This window comes from Micromonospora sp. WMMD1219 (assembly GCF_049315215.1).
In the GTDB taxonomy this organism is placed as follows: Bacteria; Actinomycetota; Actinomycetes; order Mycobacteriales; family Micromonosporaceae; genus Micromonospora; species Micromonospora tulbaghiae.
Map to the genome: position 1 here is coordinate 5,214,086 of NZ_CP186057.1, position 21,361 is coordinate 5,235,446.

Here is a 21,361-nt window from a genome sequence, read left to right on the forward strand (position 1 = left end):
CACGCCTCACCCGCCGCTCGCGGCGCCGCCCCGTACCGCGGCGAGTTCGGCTTCGATCAGGTCGGCGGCCCGGTCGGCGCCGCCGGCGGCGCGGGCCTGCCGCTTGAGTTCCGCGCTGCGGGCGGCCACGGCGGGGTCCGAGGTGAGGGCGAGCAGCGTCTCGCGCAGTTCCGCGGCGGTGACGCCGGCCGAGTCGGCGACCCGGGCGACGCCGAGCGCGGCCAGCTGCTCGGCGTTCGCGAACTGGTCGGCCGCCTGCGGTACGGCGATCATCGGCGTCCCGCAGTAGAGACCCTCGCTGCTGCCGCCCATGCCGGCGTGGGTGACGAAGGCGTCCGCCTGCTCCAGTACGGCCAGCTGCGGCACCCACCGGTGCACCTCGACGCTGTCCGGGACGGGACCGAGTTCGGCGGGTTCGACGTGCTTGCCGATCTGGAGAACGGTGTGCCAGCCGGGCAGGTCACCGAACGCGGCGACACAGCGGCGGTAGAACTCGGGCTGCCGGGTGAAGGCAGAGCCGAGCGAGACGAGCAGGACCTTCTCGGCGCGCTCCGGTCGTACCCAGGAACCCTGGCCGGAGCGGTCGCCCAGCACCGGGCCGACGAAGCTGTAGACCGACCGGTCCACCCGGTCGGCGTTCGGCTGGAGCGCCTCCGGTGGCAGGACGAGACTGCGCACCGGCCGCCCCTGGAACGCCATGCTGTCGGTGACCGAGGAACCCTCGGCGGTCAGCCATTCAGTGAACCGCCGGTAGTAGTCGGCGCCGCGCGGATCGGCCCGCATCGCCTCCACGGCGGGCGCCATCTCCTGTTCGTAGCCGTCCCAGGCGACGAACGTCGAGGAGAGCTGGACGGCCGGGATCCCCCACTGTTCGCCGAGCAGCCGGGCCGGCGCGCCGGCGATGTCGTAGAGGAACAGGTCCGGCCGGTCGTCGGCGTAGGCGGCCCGCAGCTGCGGCAGCATGGCGATCGCATCGTCGAGGAAGGGCGTGAGCTGCGCGATCGGGTCGTCGATGCCGGCGCCGCCGTCGGCGGGCAGCGTCGACGTGTACGGCTTCAACTCGGCGCCGGTGGCGCGGATGACCTCGGCGAAGGCGGGATCGTTGGCGTAGGTGACCCGGTGACCGCGCCGCACGAGGGTACTGATGATCTCCAGGCTCGGGTTGACGTGGCCGTGGAACGGAATGCTGACCATTGCGATGTGCGGCACGTGATCTCCTGATCTCTGTTGAGACGAGACGTCCCGTCTCGCTTGCCAAAGCAGAGCACAGCTCGACGTGGCCGTCAAGACGATACGTCTCGTCTCGTTGTAGGCTCTCGCTGTGACCCCGCAGCCCACCCGCCGCAACGAGCAGTCCCGCCGCGCGATCCTCGCCGCCGCGCTGGAGCTGCTGACCGAGACCGGCTACCAGGCCCTGACCGTCGAGGCGATCGCCGCCCGTGCCGGGGTCGGCAAGCAGACCATCTACCGCTGGTGGCGCGGCAAGGGCGCGGTCATCCTGGACGCGCTCGCCGACGACATGCCGGAGGTCATCACCCTTCCCGACACCGGTGACCTGCGGGCCGATCTGCGCCAGGTGCTCCGGGCCACCGTCGCCGAGTTCGCCGATCCACGGCTGTCCGCCACCACCCGCGCCGTCACCATCGAGACACTCGCCGACGAGGACCTGGGCGGCCAGGCGCGCGACCGGCTGCTCCGTCCCCAGCTGAACGCGGTCCGCGCCCGCCTGGAGGCCGCCCGCGAGGCCGGCCAGGTGCGCCCCGACGCCGCCCTGGACCAGGTGGTGGAGTTGCTGTTCGGCCCGCTCTACCACCGCTGGCTGCTGCGCAACGGCCCACTGACCGACGACTACGCCGACGGCATCGTCGACCTGGTCGTCGCCGCCGTCACCCCGTCAGCGCGCACCAGCGGCTAGCCAGTCGTCTGCGGCCTATCCGGCGGCCAGTTCCTGCGACAGCCGATCGAGTCCAGCCCTTATCAGCTTTCCGTAGCCGTCGTCGCCGAGCGCGCCGATCCCCTCCCGGGCCCGCTGGAGGTGGTCCCGGGCCTGGTCGAGTTCGCCGAGCTTGCGGTGGCACTCCGCCAGGTTCAGATGCAGCGACGGGTACAGCCCGGCGACCGACATCGGCACCCCGGCCTGTGCGACCCGGGCATCGGTGAGCAGGTCGGCCGCCGCGAGCGCCCGCCGGTCCCAGGCAAGCTCCTGACGTGCGTCGTCCTGCACGTCGGCCATCGCGTGGGCGAGGACGCAGACGTGCAGGGGGTCGCCCTGTTCCCCGCCGATCTCGTCCCAGATCCGGGCGAACAGGTCGCGGGCGTCCTCCCGTCGGCCGTGCTGGTGGTGCATCTGCACGCCGTCGTTGATCCGGGTCAGCGTCGCGTCGAACACCATCGCCTGCTTTCTGGGGTCGGCTGCGGTGGCCTGATCGTACGCCGACAGCGGCCTCCTGAACCCGCGCGCACATAACTGTCATTATGGTGCGCCATCGGTTTGTCCTTTTTGACCGCATGGATTAGATGATTGCTGTTACCGGTAATCCGATAATTGACCATAACAGCGGCGGACTTGGGGGAGGTTCTCTTCCGCGTCGGCAGAGCCCTCGGCGCGCCGGAAGGCGGCGCGTCCCGCCCGGCTCGAAAATCAACGCATGACGACGCCTTCTCGCACGCGACAGGCAGCGGGCTCACCTCCCGCACTGCACTACTACCTGGTGTACGACGCTGCCGGCGCGCTGGAAGGGCTGCTGGCTGAGGAGTTCCTGTTCGCGGCGGACCACTCCTCCGTCGGACTGGCGAGCGGTGGCTGGAGCCAGCCGGAGGGGCGCTGGTACGAGGCGTCGGCCACCAGCCGGCGCCTACGCGTGGACCCTGTGTTGCGCAAGCGAGTGACCCCCGTCGGCCGCTCCGCGGCAGCGACGCTCTATCGGGACCTCTGCGGTGCGGACCTGCCGGACGAGGACGCTCTGCGGGAGTGCTTCGGTGCCCCTCCGTCTCAGCCACCGTCCCCCTTGCGGTTGGGTGGTTCCGAGCCCCGGCCGGGGTTCCGCGAGACGCGCGTCTACCGGATCCTGTTCGCCGGCGACTTGAGCCCGGACGGACTTGCGGCGCTCAGTGAGGCCTGGCAGATGCCGATCACCGGCGACCTGGCGGATCCCCGGGTGCGCACGCTGGGCCCGGTGCGCCGTCAGGTCTCGGGCGACGCCTTTCGCTGGGATCTGCGCAGGGTCGCTGCGGGTGCGGCCTGGGGTCTGGACGTGACCTGCGATCTTCTCGGGGATCGCGACGAGGCGGTCGGTGTGCTGCTGCGCGGTCTGACGACGCAGATGCGCCGGCAGGGGATGATCCCTGTCACCGTCGACCGGTTCCGCTGAGACCGGCACGTGCTCCGGACCCTGTCCTAGCGCGCGAACGGCCTGATCATCTCGAACGGCTCGGGGAACCGCACCGGGATGCCGCTCTCTGCGCTCTTGCGGTCGAGAAACGCCTTCGTCACGGCGAACCTGTCGAAGACGGCCGGCAGCGGGCGCAGCCTGCGGTCCAGCGAGACGAAGAAGTCGTCCCAGTGGATCGGCACGATCAGGTCCGGACGCGTCGCCTCCACCACGTGCCGCCAGTAGTCGCTCTGGAACTGCTGCGGCTGCACCCCCAGGGCGCCGACGGCGAGATACAGGACGTCGGCGTCGAGCCCGTCGAACCTGCCCGGGACGAAGTTGGCGCTCGGATGGATCAGCAGCGAGCCGCCCGGGTGGGTGATGAAGAAGGAGAAGCATCCGCCGTCGCGGTAACTGCTCGCCCTGACCGGCGGAACGAGCGGCTGCTCGATCGTGCCCGGGAACCTGTTGCCGGGGCTGTGGGCGCCGGCGAGCACGCGCACGGTGAACGCGCCGATCGTGTGCTCGTCGCCGTCGGCGATCCGCGTCATCGACTCCTCGCCGAGGCCCGAGCCGCGCCCCACGTGAAGAGTCGACTCGGAGCCGAACAGTCGTCCGCCGAGCAGCTTGACGATCTCGGGGGCGTCCATGGCGTGGTCGTAGTGGGAATGGGCCACGAAGAGCGCGTCGAGATCTGTCACACCGGCCCGGGTCAGGGCGCGGTTGATCCGCCCGAGGTCGGGGGCGACGCGGCCGAGCGCGACCCGGAGCAGGGACGGCCTGCTCAGGAAGCCGTCGATCAGGATTCCCGACGTCCCGTCGGACAGGTGGACGGTCGTGGTGCCGAAGAAGGTGGCTTCGACGGATGCCCCGCTGGAGCCCATGGACGGATGGTAGTGCGCCGACGAGCCGCTGATCATCAGCGCGCCGTGCCCGGCGAGGAGCCGGCGTCGGCGCCACGTGCTTCGGTGTCCGGAGTGGTGCTGCGCAGGCTCCACCCGATCGACACCGCGATCGTCACCACGATCACGCCGAGGGTGACCGGGATGGGCAGCTTGCCGACCGGCGTCTCCGAGAGGATCAACTTCACGCCGGCGAAGGCGAGCAGGACGGCCAGACCGTAGTGCAGGTGCACGAAGCGGCGTAGCAGCCCGGCGAGGCAGAAGTAGAGGCTGCGCAGGCCGAGGACGGCGAAGGCGTTGGCGGTCCAGACGATGAACGTGCTGGTGGTGATGGCCAGGATCGCGGCGACGCTGTCGATGGCGAAGATCAGATCGGTGGCCTCGACCGCGATCAGGACCACGAACAGCAGCGTCGCGACCCGTCTGCCGTCGACCCGGGCGAAGAACCTGTCACCGTGGAAGGCCGGGTCGGTCGGAACGACCCTGCGGACCAGCCGGACGACGGGGTTGCGGTCCGGCGGGGTCTGCTGATCGTGGCGGAACGCCATCTTGTAGCCGGTCCAGACGAGGAACGCGCCGAAGACGTACGCGGTCCAGAAGAACGTCTCGAGCAGCTCGGCGCCGACGAAGATGAAGACCAGCCGGAAGGCCAGGGCGCCGATGACACCCCAGAACAGCACCTTGTGCTGGAACGCGGCGGGCACGGCGAAGTAGGTGAAGATCAGCGCGAAGACGAAGACGTTGTCGATCGACAGCGCCTTCTCGATCAGGTAGCCGGCGTAGTAGGTGCCGGCGACGTCACCGCCCTGCCAGGCCCAGAGGACGGCGCCGAAGAGCAGGCCGGCGGCGATCCAGATGCCGGACCAGGCCGCTGCCTCACGGAAGCCGACGACGTGGTTGTCGCGGTGCAGGAACAGGTCGACGGCGAGCATCGCCGCGATCGCGAGCATGAGCACGGCCCAGATCCACCAGGACACCGACATGACGACGGGAAGACCTCTCGCCCGGGCCGGCCCACGCGAGGTGCGCCGGCGCTGCTGGACGAAGGTCTCCCCGGGCCACCTCTGACGGTGACTGCATCGCCGGGAGCCGGATGGGCCGGGCCCGTACTGACGGCGGTGCGTGGATCGTCGGGTACTCCCCCTCGAACTACGATCCAGTATTCACGAAGCACCGTTCGTACGTCAAGGGAGCCGGGCCGTCGATAGGGTGACCGGATGGACGAAGACGCACGACGCCGGCACTCCTCGTCGTTCGGCGCGGCGGCGACCGCGTACGCCGAACACCGCCCGGACTATGCGCGAGCCGCCCTGCGGTGGGTGCTCGAACCCGCCCCCGGCGCGCGGGTGCTCGACCTCGGCGCGGGCACCGGCAAGCTCACCGCCACGCTGGTCGAGGTGAGCGGCGACGTGACCGCGGTCGAGCCGGACCCGGCGATGCTCGCCGAACTGCGCCGCACCCTGCCGGACGTACGGGCGCTGTCCGGCAGCGCGGAGGCGATCCCGGTGCCGGACGCCTCCGTCGACGCGGTGGTCGCCGGCAACGCCATGCACTGGTTCGACATGGCGGTGGCCGGGCCGGAGATCGCCCGCGTCCTCTCCCCCGGCGGTGTCCTGGCCGGACTGTGGAACGTGGTGGACGACCGGGTCGACTGGGTGGCAGGGCTCGCGGCGGTCAGTGGCAGCGCCGCCATCGGTCCCCGGGACACGCCCGCGAGCTGGCGCGCCGCCACGGCCGGCATGCACCTGCCGAAGACGGGCGAGGCCCGGTTCGGTTCACCCGAGCAGGCGGAGTTCCCGCACGGGCAGCGCCGTACCGCCGACTCGCTCGTGGCGACGCTCGCCACCCGGGCCGGGATGCTGGTCATGCCGGAACAGGAACGCACGGAGACCCTCGACCGCATCCGCGCGTACCTGGCGAGCCGGCCGGAGACGGCCGACGGTGAGTTCACGCTTCCGATGCTGACCTGCGTGCTGCGCCTACGCCGGTTGTGAGGACGATGACCGGCGCGGACGTCCGGTCCGCCGCCGCCGCGATGGCCGCCGTGCTGCGGCCCGCCGCCGGCCGGGACTGGACGGTACGCGCCGGAGACCTGGACTGGTCCTGCTGGACCACCGCCGCGCACATCGCGCACGACCTGGTCGCGTACACCGGTCAGGTCTCGGGCCGGCCCGACGGTGGCTATCTGCCGTTCGACCTGCGGGTACGGGCCGACGCCGCGCCCGCCGAGGTGCTCACTGTCGCGGCGGCCGCGGCGGGGATGCTCGCCGCCACCGTCGACGCCGCGAGCCCGGACGACCGGGCGTGGCACTTCGGCCCGTGCGATCCGGGCGGGTTCGCCGCGATGGGCGTGGCCGAGATCCTGCTGCACACAGGCGACCTGGCCCGCGGGCTCGGCCTGGACTGGTCGCCACCCGCCGGGCTGTGTGCCGGGGTGGTGCACCGGTTGTTCCCCGACGCACCGGACGGCGAGCCGGCGCCGGTGCTGCTGTGGTTGACCGGCCGCGCGCCGCTCGGCGACCGGCCGCGGCGTACCGCGTGGACCTGGCAGGCGGCGCTTCGCTGAGCGTTCTCAGCGGCGCCACCAGCGCCAGCGGCGGCGCGGGCGGGCCGGGTCGGCGCGGGGCGGCTCCGGTGCCGTGACGGCCGGCGCGCCGCCGTCCCGATCGGCACGCCAGCGGCGCACCGCCTCCTCGACGTTCACCGGGCGGACCACCACGCGTGGCCCGGTCGGGGTACGCAGCCAGGCCACCACCTCGGTGTTGAGCGCCGCCACGTACGAGCGGACGGCCTCCTCGGTGGGCAGGTCGCGCAGCTCGGCCGGGAGCTGTTCGATGCGGCGGCGCAACTGGAGCGGCGTGGGCAGCAGCAGGTCGGACGGGATCTGCTCGCGCTCCATGAAGCTGCGGATCCACCAGCCCTCGTCGTAGGGCATGTCGCGCCCCGGGATGGGCTTGCCGGCACCCGGCAGGTTGTCGAACTCGCCACGTTCCTGGGCCGAGCGGATCTGCGCCTCGACCGCGGCCTCCCAGCCTGTCGTCACCGCCGTCACCTCCCGTACCCACGGTATCCGCCGCCGTCCGACAAGACTCAGCGTCGTGCGGGGCCCGACTGTTCCCGCGCGCCCGGGCGGGGACGCCCCGTAGCGTGCCACCGGAAACGGAAAGGGGTGACGGCGTGCGCGACTGGCTCATCGGACTCGCTGTGGCGACGGCCTGCCTGGTCGCGAGCTGGGCGGTGCTGGTGCTGCTGGCCCGGCGCCTGCCGCCGGGGATCCTGCGCGATCTGGCCGCGTTCGTACCCGACTGCGTGACCGCCGTGCGACGGCTGCGCCGTGACCCGCGGGTGCCCCGCCGCGCCCGGGTCGCGATCGTGGTCGCCGGGCTCTGGGTGGCCAGCCCGATCGACCTGATCCCGGAGTTCCTGCCGGTGATCGGCCCGCTCGACGACATCGTGGTGGTGGCGCTCGCGTTGCGCTACACCGCCCGGCAGATGCCCCGGCAGGTGCTGCTCGACGCGTGGCCGGGCGAGCCGCGGCTGCTGCTGCGCCTGATCGGCGGCACTGTCACTTCTTCGTCATGAGACCGGCCGGTGGCGGACGTGGCGGTGGCCGTCCCGGGGGAACGGCGGGCGGGCCGGCAGCACCTCGGCGAACGCGTACCCGCTCTTCTCCGCCACCCGGCAGGACGCCGGGTTGTCGACCTGGTGCAGCAGCTCCAGGTGGGTCAGCCCGGTGGCGGCGAACCGCGCGAACGCCCACGCGGTGACCGCCTCGACCGCCCGCGGCGCGACGCCCCGGCCCCGGGCCGGCGCGGCCGTCCAGTAGCCGACCTCGGCGGCCGGGCGTCCCGGGCGGACGTCCTTGAGCACCACGCAGGCCACCACCTGTTCCCCCTCCAGCACCGCGAACATGAACCGGTGCCCGGCGGCCCAGCCCTGGTGGCTGCGGCGCAGGAACACCTGCGCCTGCGCCGGGCCGGTCACCGGATGACTGGTCCAGGCACGCAGCACCGGATCCCGGTACGCCTCGATCAGCGCGTCGGCGTCACCGTCGCGCCACGGACGCAGCAGCAGGGCGGGCGCGGTCGGGGTGGCCGGCGCGGACAGCACGATCGACATGCCGCAAGTATCACCGCCGCCACACCGGCACCACCGCCCCCTGCTCCCGCGATCATGAGGTTGGCGGCGACAAATCGGACGCCAACGGCAGCCAACCTCATGATCGCCGAAGCAGAGGGGCGGAAGTGGAGGGTGGGTGGGCGTAGGGTCCGGGGAAGGGCGGCAAACGGGGAGGCGTCGTGGTCACTGTCGGTGCGGTGATGGGAATCGGCCTGGTGGCGCTCGGTCTGGTGCTCACGCCCGGGCCGAACATGGTCTACCTGGTGTCGCGGTCGGTGACGCAGGGGCGGCGGGCCGGGCTGGTGTCGCTGCTCGGCGTGGCGGCCGGCTTCCTGGTCTACCTGGCCGCCGCGGTGGCCGGTATCGCCACCGTGTTCGTGCTGGTCCCGCCGCTGTACACGGCGGTGAAGCTGGCCGGCGCGGCGTACCTGCTGTGGCTGGCCTGGCGGACGCTGCGTCCCGGTGGCACGTCGGCGTTCACCCCGACGCCGCTGCCGCCCGACCGGCCCCGGCGCCTGTTCACCATGGGCCTGGTCACCAACCTGCTCAACCCGAAGATCGCCATCCTGTACGTGTCGCTGCTGCCGCAGTTCGTCGACCCGGCGCGCGGGCACGTGGCGGTGCAGAGTCTGCTGCTCGGCCTGACCCAGATCGTCGTGGCGCTCACCGTGAACGCGCTCATCGTGCTCAGTGCCGGCTCGGTGTCGGCGTTCCTCACCCGCCGGCCGGGCTGGGCGCGCCTGCAGCGGTACGTGATGGGCACGGTGCTGGCGGCGCTCGCGGTGCGGATCGCCGCCGACCGCTCCCGCGCCGCCGTCGCCACCCCCTGACCCGGGGTACGCGCATCAGCGCACTGCCTCGCGTAGCACCGCCACTCCGCCCGGCTCCAGCGTCAGGGAGCCGTCGACCGTCGCGCCGGTCAGCAGGTCGAGCCCGGTGACCGGCACCCGCTGCGGCTGGTCGGTGTGGTTGAGCAGGTAGAGCAGGCTTCCGTCGGCGTCGTGCCGGCGTACCGCCTCCACGCCCGAGGGTGCGCCGGGGCAGGTGGGGGTCACACCGGCGAGCCGGGCCGCCTCGGTGAGCAGCCGGCGGTAGGTGTCGTCGTCGGGGCGGGTCGAGACGTACCAGGCGTACGCGTCGCCGACCCGGTTGCGGGTGACAGCGGGCCGGCCGTCCAGCACTCCCCCGGCGTACGCGCTGATGGTCTCGGCGCCGGCCGGGTGCACCGTCTCCGACCAGATCCGGCCGGTCCCGCCGCCGGTCAGCGGCACCTGTTCGTCGTCGGCGAGCGGGTGGAACTCCTCCACCCGCACGCCGAGCAGGTCCCGGTACGCCCCGGGGTAGCCGCCCAGGCGCACCCGGGCGTGCTCGTCGGCCACGCCGCTGAGCCACGTCACCAGCAGATGCCCGCCGCCGTGGACGTGCCGGCGTACCCAGTCGACTGTGGCGTCCGAGGCGAGGTAGAGGGCGGGGAGCACGAGCAGCCGGGCGCCGTCGAGCGGGCTGCCGGGCGGCACGACGTCGGCGGTGACGCCCGCGTGCCACAGCGCCCGGTGCGCGGCGGCCACCTCGCCGGGGTGGTCGAGTCCGTCGCGGGGCATCCCCGGGTGCCGCAGCGCCCAGCTGCTCGCCGCGTCGTACGCGACGGCCACGGCCGCCTGGACGCGGCCCGGCGCGGTCCCGGCGAGCCGGCCCAGCGCGGCGCCCAGGTCGGTGGCCTCGCGGAACACGCGGGTGTCCGCCCCGGCGTGCGACACCACTGCGGAGTGGAAGCGTTCCGCGCCGCCGGCCGGGGCGCGCCACTGGAAGAACATCACTCCGGCGGAGCCGCGTGCGACGTGGGTGAGGCTTTGCCGGGTCATCCGGCCGGGTTCCTTGGTGTGCATCCGCCCGGCGGTGTGGATCTGGTTGGGCGCGCTCTCCATGAGCAGCCACGGCACCGGCCGTCCGGCGCCGTGGCGGGCCCAGCCGCGGGCGAGGTCGGCGGCGAGCGCGGTCTGTTCCTCCGCGCCCGCGTCGGTCGTGGACGGGTAGTGGTCGATCGCCACCAGGTCGACCTCTCGCGCCCAGCGGGCGTGGTCGACCGGCACCCAGTCGCCGAGCACGGAGTTGGTGGTGACCGGCACGGCCGGGTTCGCCGCGCGCAGCAGGTCCCGCTGTTCGGTGTACGCGGACAGCAGCGTGTCGGACCAGAAGCGGCGGAAGTCGAGCAGCTGGCCGGGGTTGGCGAGGTACTGGGTGGCGCGGGGCGTGCCGACCTGCGCCCAGTCGGAGTAGTGCTGGCTCCAGAAGCTGGTGACCCAGGCGTCGTTGAGCGCGTCGAGGTCGCCGTAGCGGGTGGTGAGCCAGCGGCGGAACGCCGCCTCGGCGTGCGGGCAGTGGCACGTGGTGCCGTACTCGTTGTGCACGTGCCACAGCGCGAGTGCCGGGTGGTGCGCGTACCGGGCGGCGAGCGCCTCGGCGATGCCGCGGGCGGCGTCGCGGTACGCGGGCGCGGCGGCGCAGTAGGTGTCCCGGCTGCCGTGGGTCAGGCGGACGCCGTCGGCGGTGACCGGCAGCGCGTCCGGGTGGCGCAGCGAGAACCAGGGCGGCGGCGAGGCGGTGGGGGTGGCCAGGGCGGCGCGGATGCCGGCCGAGTGCAGCAGGTCCAGCACGTCGTCGAGCCAGTCGAGCGTGTACCGGCCGGGCTCGGGTTCCAGCCGGGACCAGGCGAACACGCCGACGGTGACCAGGTTGACCCCGGCGGCGCGCATCAGGGCGACGTCCTCGCGCCACACCCGCGGCGGCCACTGCTCCGGGTTCCAGTCGCCGCCGTAGCAGAGACGGCCGTCGTCCCACGGCGCTTTAGTTGTCATCCCGGCCAAAATAGGAACAGGTGGGAAGGAAAGTCAATGCCGTCGATCATTGACAGTTAGTTGGGCTTCCAAAGAAACTGGCGGGACCGCCCGTGGACGCCGCGAGGAGACGCCCATGCCGTACCGCCCGCCGCTGGTCCCGTACGAGACGTTCGTGGCCGACCCGCCCGACCTGCCGGTCCGCGCCCCCGGCGAGGAGGGCGCCGACGACGTGCTGCGGGCCGAGGTGGCCGCGACCGACGCGCACGGGGTCACCCTCACCGCGACCTGCGCGTCCGGCCGCACGCTCGTCGCGCGGGTCGAGGCCGCCGGCGACGGGATCATCCGGGTACGCCTCGCCGACGACCTCTCGGTCCGCAGCCGGTCCGCGGCCGCGCTGACACTGGTCCACCCGCAGCCGCACCCCGCCGCCGTGACCGTCACCGACGGACACGTCCGGGTCGGCGCCGGTGGCGTGGTCGCCGAGCTGCGCCTGGACCCGTGGGGGCTGCGGTTCCTCACCTCCGACGGGCGGCTGCTGCTGGCCTCCGACGGCGGTACCCGGGACATCAGCGGTCGCCGCCGCACGCTGCCGCTCGGCCGCTCCACGTTCGACGGCGAGCCGGTCGCCTGGCACGAGAGCTTCGTCGCGCCCGGCGACGAACGGTTCGTCGGCTTCGGCGAGAAGTTCACCCCGCTGGACAAGCGCGGCCAGCGCCCGCTGATGTGGAACTTCGACGCCTTCGGCGGCGAGTCCGACCGCTCGCACAAGAACGTGCCGTTCTACCTGTCCGACAGGGGTTACGGCGTCCTGGTCGACAGCGGGCTGCCGGTGCAGTTCGACGTGTGCGCGAGCACGCACAGCAGCGTGCAGATCCTCGTCCCGGACGACCTGCTCGACTACTACGTGCTGGCCGGACCCGCCCCGTCGCAGGTGCTCGACCGGCTCGACACGCTGACCGGACGACCGTACCTGCCGCCGAGGTGGGCATTCGGCGCGTGGATCTCGTCCGGCTTCTTCCCGGACAGCCAGCAGCGCGTGCTGGAACGGGCCCGGCGCATCCGCGAGCGGGACATCCCCTGCGACGTGCTGCACCTGGACTGCTACTGGCAGGTCGCCGGGCACTGGTCGGACCTGCGCTGGGACGCCGATGCCTTCCCCGACCCGGACGGCATGCTCAAGGACCTCACCGAGCAGGGCTTCCGGGTGTGTCTGTGGATGAACCCGTACCTGATGACCGGCAGCCCGCTCTACTCCGAGGCCGAGGCCGCCGGGTACCTCCTGCGCCGCCCGGACGGGAGCACGTACGTCGCCGACACCTGGCACGGCAGCTACCCGGAATGCGCCATCGTGGACCTGACCGACCCGGCCGCGGTGCGCTGGTTCCAGGGCCTGCTGCGGCCACTGCTGGCGCAGGGCGTCGCCGTGTTCAAGACCGACTTCGCCGAGGGCGTGCCCGCCGACGCGGTCGCACACAACGGCATGACCGGCGTCGAACTGCACAACGTGTACGCGCTGCTGTTCAACGACGCGGTAGCCGACGTCACCGAGGAGGTGGCCGGGCACCGCACCGTGTGGGCGCGCTCGTCGTACCTGGGCGGGCAGCGGCACAGCGCGCAGTGGAGCGGCGACGTCAACGCCACCTGGCCGGGCATGGCCAGCACGCTGCGCGGCGGCCTGTCCCACGGGCTGTCCGGGGTGCCGTTCTGGAGCCACGACACCGGCGGCTTCCACGGCACCCCCGAGCCGGACCTGTACGTGCGCTGGACCCAGTTCGGCGCGCTCTCCCCGCTGGTGCGGCTGCACGGCACCACCAGCCGGCTGCCGTGGGAGTTCCCGCCCGAGGCGGAACGGCACGCGGTGGACGCGCTGCGGCTGCGCTACCGGCTGCTGCCGTACCTCTGGTCGGCGGCGGTGACGAGCGCCCGAACCGGCGGGCCGATGCTGCGGGCGCTGCTCGTCGACACCCCGGACGACCCGGCCGCCTGGACCGCCGACCTCCAGTACCGCCTCGGCACGGATCTGCTGGTGGCGCCGGTGCTCGACCCGTCCGGCGAACGCGCCGTCTACCTGCCGGCGGGCGACGACTGGCTCGACGCGTACACCGGGCAGCGGCACCCCGGCGGCCGGCACCTGCGGGTACGCGTGCCGCTGGACCGGCTGCCGCTGTACGTGCGCCACGGCGCGCTGATCCCCACCGTGGCACCCGCGACGACGGTCGGGACCGGCCCGTTCCGGGATGTCACGCTCGTGGCCTGGGGTGGCGTCGACGGCGTGAGCGTGGTGCGGGATCCCGACGGCGACACCACCGTCACCGCGGTACGTGACGGCGACACGCTCCGCGTACGCGTGGACGGGCCGCTGGACGTCCGGGCGGTCAGCGTGGTCGGGACGGACCTGCCGCGCCGGGTGGTGCTCGACGGCGAGCCGATGCCGGTGACGCCGTTCGCGCCGTGGTTCGGCGGCCGGGACCGGCCGGCCGGCATCTCGCCCATTTAGTTTAAGCTGTAGCCGAACTCGGGCCGGGCGCAGGAGGCGGGCAGTACGTGATCAGCATCGACCGGCCGACGGCCGACCTCGGCGACGTGCGGGTGACCAACCGGGCCGCGGTGCTCCGGCACGTCCGCCGCCACGCCCCCTGCTCCCGGGCTGATGTGGCCGCGCACACCGGGCTGAACAAGGCCACCGTCTCCAGCCTGGTCGCCGAGCTGATCGAGCACGGCATGCTGCGGGAGACCGGGCTGACCGAGAACCGGGTGGGCCGCCCGGCCACCATGCTCGTCCTCGACGGCTCCCGCTACGCCGGGCTCGGCCTGCGCGTCGGCGCCGACGAACTGGTCGCGGTCGCCGCCGGACCGGGCGGCGACCCGGTGCTCACCTGGCGGCGCGCGTTCCCCGCCGCCACCGCCGGTCCCGAGGAGACGGTGAAGGCGCTCGCCGCGCTGGTCCGGCGCGCCGTCACCCGGATCGGCGCCGACCGCACCGTGCTCGGCCTGACCGTTGCCGTACCAGGGCTGGTCGACCCGGACGGCGACGTGCCGGCCGCCCCCGCGCTGGGCTGGCGCGGCGTGCCGCTTGCGGCGTCGGTGCGCCGCGCGCTGCGCGACAGGGGTTTCCCCGTCGCCGTCGACACCGAGGCCAACCTCGCCGTGCTGGCCGAGCGACGACACGGCCCGTACGCCGCCACGACCGACCTGGTGCACCTCACCGGCGGCCCGGCGATCGGCGCGGGCCTGATCAGCGGCGGCCGGCTGTTGCGCGGCGGGCGGGGCTTCGCCGGCGACGTCGGGCACCTGCCCCTGGCCGCGGACGGACCGTCCTGCGACTGCGGGCGGCGCGGCTGCCTCACCGCGCTGCTCGGCGTGGACGCGGTGATCCGCCGCCTGCTGCCCGACGCCGGACCGGTCACCGACCACCTGCCGGAGATCGAACGGATCCAGGCCCTGGCCCGCGCCGGGGACGAGCCGGTACGGACCGGGCTCACCGAGATCGGCCGGTTGCTCGGGCAGGCGGCGTCGGTGCTGTCCGGGCTGCTCGACCCGGAGGTGGTGGTGGTCGGCGGGCACCTGGCGGCGCTCGCGCCGTGGCTGCTGCCGGCCGCCCACGCCGAACTCGCCGCCCGCACACCGGTCCCGCCCGGCGTGCGGCTGGAGGCCAGCACGCTCGGGTCCGCGGCCGGGGCACTGGGCGGAGCCACCGCCGCACTGGCCACAGTGGAGGCCGGGCGCCTGCCCGCCGGATGACCCCTTGACCGCACCGGCCGGAAGGTGCCAACCTCGGTAGCGCCGCGTTCCGGGACCGGGCAACCTGCGAAGCGGCGTGTTCTTCGGCGGTTGTCGAAGCGCTTCACCACCGCTCCGGGCCGACACCGCCGCACCCCCACCACCCCTTTTCGCGTACGCGACGCCGCATCACCGGCTCGTCCGTCGAAGCGCTTCGACGGACGAGTGGCAACACGTACGCCGACCGGAGGCGCCCACCATGACCGACCCCGTCCCCCACCGTCTCGACGACCTGCTGGCCCGGCTCACGCTGCCGGAGAAGCTCGGCCTGCTGCACCAGTGGCAGGCGCCGGTGCCCCGGCTCGGCCTGCGCGCGTTCCGCACCGGCACCGAGGCGCTGCACGGCGTCGCGTGGCTCGGCACGGCCACCGTCTTCCCGCAGGCGATCGGCCTGGCCGCGAGCTGGAACCCGGACCTGATCCGGGCGGTCGGCGCCGCCGTCGGCGACGAGGTACGCGTCAAGCACCGGGCCGACCCCGACCGCGTCGGCCTCAACGTGTGGGCGCCGGTGGTCAACCCGCTGCGCGACCCCCGGTGGGGACGCAACGAGGAAGGCTGGTCCGAGGACCCGTGGCTGACCGGCCGGCTCGCCACCGCGTACGCGCTCGGGTTGCGCGGCGACCACCCGATCCGGCTGCGGACCGCACCGACGCTCAAACACTTCCTCGGCTACAACAACGAGACCGACCGGGCCACCACCTCCAGCGACCTGCCGCCCCGGGTGCTGCACGAGTACGAGCTGCCGGCGTTCCGCGCCCCCCTCGCCGCCGGCGCGGCGGTGGCGGTGATGGCGTCGTACAACCTGGTCGACGGCGTGCCGGCGCACCTCAGCCCGCTCATCGAGGGCGAGCTGCGCGGCTACGCCGACGACGACATCATGGTGGTCGGCGACGCCGGGGCGGTCGGCAACATCGCCGGCGTGCAGGAGTACCTGCCCGACCACGTGGCCGGGTTCGCCGCCGCGCTGCGCGCCGGCATCGACAGCTTCACCGAGGACGACGAGGACAGCACCCCCACAGTGGAACGTCTCACCGAGGCGCTGGCCCGCGGGCTGATCGAGCCCTCCCACGTGGACCGGGCGGTGCGGCGGATCCTGTCCGTCCGGTCGCGGCTGGGCGACCTCGACCCCGATCCCCACGACGACGTGCCGCCCCACACGCTCGACAGCCTCGCCCACCGGGAACTCGCCCGCGAGGCCGCCCGCCAGTCGGTCGTGCTGCTGCGCAACGACGGCCTGCTGCCGCTGCGCCCCGGCACCCGCGTCGCCGTGCTCGGCCCGCTCGCCGACACCGTGCTCACCGACTGGTACAGCGGCACCCCGCCGTACACCATCAGCGCGTACGCCGGCCTGCTCGGACGCCTGCCCGAGGTGACCACCCATCCCGGCGCGGACCGGATCACGCTGCACGTCGGCGACCGGGCGGTACGCGACGACGGCGACGGCCCGCTGGCGCTCGGCGACAGCCCGGCCGAGTTCGACGTGGTCGACTGGGGGCGCGACGTGGTGGCGCTACGTGCCGTCGGCACCGGCCGGTACGTCGGCGCCGACGACACCGGGGCCCTCGTGGCCGACCGCGACGGACCGGGCGGGTGGGTGGTACGCGAGACGTTCCGCCTGCACCACCGGCCCGACGGCACCGCGCTGCTGCACCACCTGGCCACCGGCCGGCACGTCGGCGTCGCACCGGACGGGCGGCTGAGCGTCGCCACCGGCGACCCGGCCGGGTTCACCGTGACGCTGCTCGTGGACGGGGCCGCCGAGGCCGCCGCGCTGGCGGCCGCCGCCGACGTGGCGGTGGTGGTGCTCGGCAACCACCCGATGGTCGACGGCCGGGAGACCGAGGACCGGGCCGACCTGGCGCTGCCGACCGGCCAGGCGGAGCTGCTGCGGGCCGTGCACGCCGCGAACCCGCGAACCGTGCTGGCGCTGACCAGCAGCTACCCGTACGCGGCCGGCTGGGCGCAGGAGCACCTGCCGGCGGTGCTGTGGAGCGCCCACGGCGGACAGGAACACGGCAACGGGCTGGCCGACGTGCTGCTCGGTGCCGCCGACCCGGGCGGGCGGCTCACCCAGACCTGGTACGCCGACGCCGCCGAACTGCCCGACCTGCTCGACTACGACGTCATCGGCGCCGACGCCACCTACCTCTACCACCGGGGCGAGCCGCTGTACCCGTTCGGGCACGGGCTCAGCTACGCCGAGTTCGACTACGCTGACCTCCGGCTGAGCACCGCCACGGCGCGCGCCGGCGAGGAGGTCGAGGTGAGCGTCGAGGTCACCAACACGGGCCGCCGCCCGGGCACCGAGGTCGTGCAGCTCTACACCCGGCAGCGGCGCTCCCGGGTCAAGCAGCCGCTGCGGCAGTTGCGCGACTTCGCCCGCGTCACGCTCGACCCGGGCTGCGCCGCCCGGGTGACGATGCGTCTGCGTACCGCCGAACTGGCCTGGTGGGACGAGACCCGCGCCGCGATGGTGGTGGAGGACGCCGTCCACTCGGTGCTGGTCGGCCGGTCCGCGCGCGACATCCGCTTGGCCGGCGCGCTCACCGTCACCGGCGGCGACGCCACGGCCGAGCCGGCGGGCACCAGCTTCGGGACGGCCCGGTGACCGGCCGGACCCCTGGCGAGCAGGTCACCATCGCCGACGTGGCCCGCCACGCCGGGGTGGCCGCCAGCACCGTGTCGTACGTGCTCAGCGGCAAACGCACCATCTCGGCCACCACCCGCAGCCGGGTGCTCGCCAGCGTCCGCGCGCTCGGCTACCACCCGCACGCCGGGGCCCGCGCGCTCGCCAGCCGCAGGGCCAACGTGATCGCGCTGGTGCTGCCGCTGCGTACCGGCATGCAGGTGCCAGTGGTGATGCGCTTCGCCACCGCCGTGGTCACCACCGCCCGCCGCCACGACCACGACGTGCTGCTGGTCACCGCCAACGAGGGACCGGCCGGCCTGCACCGCATCGCCGGCAGCGCGCTCGTCGACGGCGTGCTGCTGATGGACGTGGAGCTGGAGGACTCCCGGGTGCCGCTGCTGCGCGAGCTGGCGCTACCCGGCGTCCTGATCGGGCACCCCGCCGACAGCACCGGACTGGCCTGCGTGGACCTCGACTTCCGGCGCGCCGGGGAGCTGTGCGTGGAACACCTGGCCGCCGCCGGGCACCGGCGCGTCGCGCTGCTCGGCGCGCCCGCCGCGGTCTACGACCGGGGCACCGGGTTCGCCCACCGCACCCGCGCCGGGGTACGCGCCGCCGCGCAGCGGCTCGGCGTCGACGCGGTGACCCGCCCCTGCGAGGAGGGACCGGCGGCGGTACGCCGCGACCTGGAGGCGCTGCTCTCCGACCACCCGGACGTCACCGGACTGGTGGTGCAGAACGAGTCGGCGGTCGGCCCGGTGCTCGCCGCGCTGCCGCTGCTGGGCCGCCGGGTGCCCCGCGACGTGTCGGTCGTCGCGATCTGCCCGGACGAGCTGGCCGAACAGTCGGGGCTCACCTGCGTGCCGGTGCCCGCCGAGGAGGTCGGCCGGCAGGCGGTGGCGTTGCTGATGCGGCGCTTGAGCGGCGAGCCGGTGCCGGAGGTGACGTTGCTGGAACCGCACCTCACCGTGCGGGACACCAGCGCCGGGACCGGACGGTGACGGCGCACCGCATCCACGACATCGCGCCGGCCGGCGACTGGACCGACGCGTTCCTCACCGGCAACGGCGAACTCGGGCTGATGGTCCCGGGACGGCCGCACGCGGAGCGGATCGTGGTGAACCACCACCGGCTCGTCCTGCCCAACGGCACCCGGCACGCCCGCGCACCCGAGCTGGCCGGCCGGATGCCGCACATCCGCGCGCTGGTGCTCGCCGGGCGACGGGCCGAGGCGGCCCGGCTGCTCACCGGCGGCCGGGAGCTGGAGTGGACCCAGTCGTTCCACCCCGGGTTCGCGCTCACCGTCGACGCGCCGCCCGGACCGGTACGCGGCTACGGGCGTGACACCGACTTCACCACCGGGGAGGTGACCGTCGAGTGGCCGGGCGGGCGGCGGCGCTGCTTCGCGTCCCGCGCCGACGGTGTCGCGGTGCTCCACCTCGACCAGGGCGACTGCGTGGTCGGGGTGACGGGTGAGCTGCCCGGCAGACCGGCCGACGTGGTGTACGAGCAGGCCGCGTACCGCCGCGACGGGCTGGTGTTCCTGCGGGTACGCGCCCGCTACCCGGACGCCGGCGGGGCGTACGGGTTCGAGGGGCTGACGCTGCTGCGCGGCGACGTGAGCGTCGACGGCGACCGGGTGCGGGTACGCGGACCGGCGCTGCTCACCACGCTCGTCGACCGGCCCGACGCGCCGCCCTGGCGTACCCGGACCTCGGAACGGCGGCTCGCCGCGCTCGCCGGGAACTACGAGGAGCTGCTGGCCCGGCACGTGCCCCGCCATCGCGGTCCGTACACCCGGGTCGGCCTGGACCTCGGCGTGCCCGCCGCCGACCGGGCGCTGCCAGTCGGTGAGCTGCTGGCCCGGCAGGCCGCCGCGCCGGACCGGCTGGACCCGGCGCTGCTGGAACGGCTGTTCCACTCCGGCCGCTACCTGCTGTTCAGCGCCAGCGGGGTGCTGCCGCCCCGGCTGACCGGGCTGTGGCTGGGTTCCTGGGACGCCGCGTGGGCCGGCGACTTCACCACCGACGCGAACCTGAACCTCCAGCTCGCGGGCGCGAACGTGGGCGCGCTGCCGGAAGTCACAGCGGCGCACGCCCGGCTGGTCGCCGCGCAGGTGGACCACTGGCGCGCCAACGCCCGCGCGGTGTACGGGGCACGCGGGCTGCTGGCACCCAGCCGCACCGACGGCGAGCACGGGCACCTGTTCCACGTCCACCCGGAGTGGCCGTTCACCGCGTGGCTGGCCGGCGCGGACTGGCTGCTGCACCCGCTGCACGAGCACCACCTGGTCACCGGTGAGCCGCTGGGCGAGGTGGCCGGCTGGCTGGCCGAGGTGGCGGACTTCTTCGCCGACGTGCTGACCGTCGTGGACGGCCGTCCCGCACTGGTGCCCTCGTACTCGCCGGAGACCGGCCCGTACGACGACACCGGCCGGACCGCGCCCGTCGCGGTCAACGCCACCATGGACGTCGCCGCGGCCCGGCACGCGTTGCGGCTGGCCGCCGAGGTGACCGGCGGCGACCGGTGGGCCGGGGTGCGGGAGCCGGACTACCTGGTCGACGGGCGCTTGAACCAGATCACGTAGAGCACGGCGAGCGGGTCGGTGCGCTGGCCGAGTGGGCGTGGCCCGGCAGCACCGGCGACGAGGACCACAGGCACGTCAGCCACCTGTATCCGGTGTGGCCGCTCGACGAGATCAACCCGGACGACACCCCGGAACTGGCCGCCGCCGCGCACCGGGCGCTGACGCTGCGCGGCGACGAGAACCGGTCGGCGCACGGCAGCCTGCACCGGGCGCTGGCGGCGGCCCGGCTGCGCGACGGCGAACTGGTCGCGGCGAACCTGCGCAAGATCCTCGGCGCGGACATGTTCTTCCGGTCGCTGATGAGCGCCCACAACCCGGGCCGGACCACGTACAACGCCGACGCCGCGCACGCGCTGCCGGCGGTGCTGATCGAGTCGCTGGTCCAGTCGCGCCCGGGGACGCTGCGGCTGCTGCCCGCGCCGCCGCCCGGCCTGCCCGCCGGCACGCTGCGCGGCATCACCTGCCGGGGCCGGGTCACCGTCGAGGAGCTGACCTGGGCGCCGGGCCGGGTGCGGGCGCGGCTGGTGTCCCCGGTGGCGCAGCGCGTGGTCGTGCACGCGCCGGGCGGCCACCGTGCGGTGGAGCTGACCCCGGACCGGCCGTGCGAGGTGGTGTTCGGCTAGATGTTGTCGGGCTGGTGCAGCGCCGGGTGGCTCTCCCCCGGAGCGGCGTACCAGGGCAGGGCGTCGTCGGTCAGCGCGGTGCCGATCCGCAGCCGCGCCCAGTCGTCCAGGTCCGGCAGCGCGTCCGGCGCGAACCAGGCCACCGCGAGCGACTCGTCGCCGTCGGCCGTCGGCGCTCCACCGATCGCCCGGCAGCGGAACCAGACGTTGAGGTATTCGCAGGCGTCGCCGTTGGGGTAGACCACCGGATGGGTGGCGACACCTGCCAGCCGGTCGATCGTCACCGCCACGCCCGTCTCCTCGTGGACCTCGCGCACCAGCGCGTCGGCGGGCTGCTCACCCGGGTCCACAGTGCCGGCCGGAACGGACCAGCGGCCGTTGTCGCCCCGGCGGGCCAGCAGCACCCGCCCCGCGTCGTCGGTGACCACGCCGCTGACGCCGTACAGCATCAGCAGGTCGTGGCCGACGTGGCGGCGCAGCCGGGCGATGTAGGGCGAGACGGCCATGGCGAGC

Annotated in this window: 20 protein-coding genes; 12 read left to right on the plus strand and 8 right to left on the minus strand. The window is 73.9% G+C overall.

Annotated features, from left to right (window positions below; translation table 11 throughout):
- Nucleotides 1-6: 6 nt before the first annotated feature.
- Nucleotides 7-1,194 (minus strand): macrolide family glycosyltransferase, encoded by a 1,188-nt coding sequence (locus ACN27C_RS24370; RefSeq protein ID WP_422751668.1) that lies wholly within the window; start codon nucleotides 1,192-1,194, stop codon nucleotides 7-9.
- A 127-nt stretch (nucleotides 1,195-1,321) separates the two neighbouring features.
- On the opposite strand from ACN27C_RS24370, the gene ACN27C_RS24375 reads away from it, so the two are divergent.
- The gene (locus ACN27C_RS24375; RefSeq protein WP_194802541.1) at nucleotides 1,322-1,915 is read left to right on the plus strand and encodes a TetR/AcrR family transcriptional regulator; all 594 of its coding nucleotides are present in this window, start codon (nucleotides 1,322-1,324) and stop codon (nucleotides 1,913-1,915) included.
- Between the two features lie 15 nt (nucleotides 1,916-1,930).
- On the opposite strand, the gene ACN27C_RS24380 is transcribed toward ACN27C_RS24375, so the two are convergent.
- Nucleotides 1,931-2,392 (minus strand): tetratricopeptide repeat protein, encoded by a 462-nt coding sequence (locus ACN27C_RS24380; RefSeq protein ID WP_194802540.1) that lies wholly within the window; start codon nucleotides 2,390-2,392, stop codon nucleotides 1,931-1,933.
- Between the two features lie 319 nt (nucleotides 2,393-2,711).
- On the opposite strand from ACN27C_RS24380, the gene ACN27C_RS24385 reads away from it, so the two are divergent.
- Nucleotides 2,712-3,371 carry a hypothetical protein gene (locus ACN27C_RS24385; RefSeq protein ID WP_422748375.1) on the plus strand — a complete coding sequence of 220 codons (660 nt, stop codon included), beginning with the start codon at nucleotides 2,712-2,714 and terminating at the stop codon, nucleotides 3,369-3,371.
- Between the two features lie 26 nt (nucleotides 3,372-3,397).
- On the opposite strand, the gene ACN27C_RS24390 is transcribed toward ACN27C_RS24385, so the two are convergent.
- Both ACN27C_RS24390 and ACN27C_RS24395 read right to left on the minus strand, forming a co-directional pair.
- The gene (locus ACN27C_RS24390) at nucleotides 3,398-4,255 is read right to left on the minus strand and encodes an MBL fold metallo-hydrolase (RefSeq protein WP_120573780.1); all 858 of its coding nucleotides are present in this window, start codon (nucleotides 4,253-4,255) and stop codon (nucleotides 3,398-3,400) included.
- Between the two features lie 35 nt (nucleotides 4,256-4,290).
- The gene (locus ACN27C_RS24395) at nucleotides 4,291-5,256 is read right to left on the minus strand and encodes a TerC family protein (RefSeq protein WP_422748377.1); all 966 of its coding nucleotides are present in this window, start codon (nucleotides 5,254-5,256) and stop codon (nucleotides 4,291-4,293) included.
- A gap of 234 nt (nucleotides 5,257-5,490) precedes the next feature.
- Here ACN27C_RS24395 and ACN27C_RS24400 point away from each other — a divergent pair, with 234 nt between their 5' ends.
- Both ACN27C_RS24400 and ACN27C_RS24405 read left to right on the plus strand, forming a co-directional pair.
- Complete coding sequence (locus tag ACN27C_RS24400; protein WP_422748378.1) at nucleotides 5,491-6,267, plus strand: class I SAM-dependent methyltransferase; 777 nt, start codon at nucleotides 5,491-5,493, stop codon at nucleotides 6,265-6,267.
- 5 nt (nucleotides 6,268-6,272) lie between these two features.
- Nucleotides 6,273-6,839, plus strand: coding sequence for a maleylpyruvate isomerase N-terminal domain-containing protein (locus ACN27C_RS24405; protein WP_121683776.1), 567 nt, complete (start codon nucleotides 6,273-6,275; stop codon nucleotides 6,837-6,839).
- Between the two features lie 6 nt (nucleotides 6,840-6,845).
- Here ACN27C_RS24405 and ACN27C_RS24410 read toward each other — a convergent pair whose 3' ends face one another.
- Entirely contained in the window at nucleotides 6,846-7,316 is a 471-nt protein-coding gene (locus tag ACN27C_RS24410; protein WP_422748380.1) for a DUF1992 domain-containing protein, read from the minus strand.
- Between the two features lie 134 nt (nucleotides 7,317-7,450).
- Here ACN27C_RS24410 and ACN27C_RS24415 point away from each other — a divergent pair, with 134 nt between their 5' ends.
- On the plus strand, nucleotides 7,451-7,855 hold the full coding sequence (locus ACN27C_RS24415; protein ID WP_422748382.1) for a YkvA family protein: 405 nt from the start codon (nucleotides 7,451-7,453) through the stop codon (nucleotides 7,853-7,855).
- Here the strand turns inward: ACN27C_RS24415 and ACN27C_RS24420 are convergent.
- Nucleotides 7,850-8,392 (minus strand): GNAT family N-acetyltransferase, encoded by a 543-nt coding sequence (locus ACN27C_RS24420; protein WP_120569921.1) that lies wholly within the window; start codon nucleotides 8,390-8,392, stop codon nucleotides 7,850-7,852. The two genes, ACN27C_RS24415 and ACN27C_RS24420, sit on opposite strands and share 6 nt — an antisense overlap.
- Before the next feature lie 179 nt (nucleotides 8,393-8,571).
- Here ACN27C_RS24420 and ACN27C_RS24425 point away from each other — a divergent pair, with 179 nt between their 5' ends.
- On the plus strand, nucleotides 8,572-9,222 hold the full coding sequence (locus tag ACN27C_RS24425; protein ID WP_358176744.1) for a LysE family translocator: 651 nt from the start codon (nucleotides 8,572-8,574) through the stop codon (nucleotides 9,220-9,222).
- Nucleotides 9,223-9,237: 15 nt separating this feature from the next.
- Here the strand turns inward: ACN27C_RS24425 and ACN27C_RS24430 are convergent, their stop codons facing one another.
- Nucleotides 9,238-11,247 (minus strand): beta-galactosidase, encoded by a 2,010-nt coding sequence (locus ACN27C_RS24430; RefSeq protein ID WP_422748385.1) that lies wholly within the window; start codon nucleotides 11,245-11,247, stop codon nucleotides 9,238-9,240.
- A 115-nt stretch (nucleotides 11,248-11,362) separates the two neighbouring features.
- Between ACN27C_RS24430 and ACN27C_RS24435 the strand changes: the two genes are divergently transcribed.
- The 6 genes from ACN27C_RS24435 to ACN27C_RS24460 all read left to right on the plus strand — a co-directional run bounded on the left by ACN27C_RS24435 (nucleotide 11,363) and on the right by ACN27C_RS24460 (nucleotide 20,848).
- Complete coding sequence (locus tag ACN27C_RS24435) at nucleotides 11,363-13,726, plus strand: TIM-barrel domain-containing protein (RefSeq protein ID WP_422748387.1); 2,364 nt, start codon at nucleotides 11,363-11,365, stop codon at nucleotides 13,724-13,726.
- Nucleotides 13,727-13,773: 47 nt separating this feature from the next.
- Nucleotides 13,774-14,970, plus strand: a complete 1,197-nt coding sequence (locus ACN27C_RS24440; protein WP_422748389.1) for an ROK family transcriptional regulator — start codon at nucleotides 13,774-13,776, stop codon at nucleotides 14,968-14,970.
- A 238-nt stretch (nucleotides 14,971-15,208) separates the two neighbouring features.
- Complete coding sequence (locus tag ACN27C_RS24445; RefSeq protein ID WP_422748391.1) at nucleotides 15,209-17,617, plus strand: beta-glucosidase family protein; 2,409 nt, start codon at nucleotides 15,209-15,211, stop codon at nucleotides 17,615-17,617.
- Nucleotides 17,614-18,639, plus strand: coding sequence for a LacI family DNA-binding transcriptional regulator (locus ACN27C_RS24450; RefSeq protein ID WP_422748393.1), 1,026 nt, complete (start codon nucleotides 17,614-17,616; stop codon nucleotides 18,637-18,639). Before ACN27C_RS24445 ends, ACN27C_RS24450 begins: the two co-directional genes overlap by 4 nt.
- Nucleotides 18,636-20,225, plus strand: coding sequence for a glycoside hydrolase family 95 protein (locus tag ACN27C_RS24455; RefSeq protein WP_422748395.1), 1,590 nt, complete (start codon nucleotides 18,636-18,638; stop codon nucleotides 20,223-20,225). The genes ACN27C_RS24450 and ACN27C_RS24455 overlap by 4 nt, the downstream gene beginning before the upstream one ends.
- Nucleotides 20,165-20,848 (plus strand): glycosyl hydrolase family 95 catalytic domain-containing protein, encoded by a 684-nt coding sequence (locus ACN27C_RS24460; protein ID WP_422748397.1) that lies wholly within the window; start codon nucleotides 20,165-20,167, stop codon nucleotides 20,846-20,848. Before ACN27C_RS24455 ends, ACN27C_RS24460 begins: the two co-directional genes overlap by 61 nt.
- On the opposite strand, the gene ACN27C_RS24465 is transcribed toward ACN27C_RS24460, so the two are convergent.
- Nucleotides 20,845-21,354 carry an NUDIX hydrolase gene (locus tag ACN27C_RS24465; RefSeq protein WP_121683596.1) on the minus strand — a complete coding sequence of 170 codons (510 nt, stop codon included), beginning with the start codon at nucleotides 21,352-21,354 and terminating at the stop codon, nucleotides 20,845-20,847. The two genes, ACN27C_RS24460 and ACN27C_RS24465, sit on opposite strands and share 4 nt — an antisense overlap.
- Between the last annotated feature and the right edge of the window lie 7 nt (nucleotides 21,355-21,361).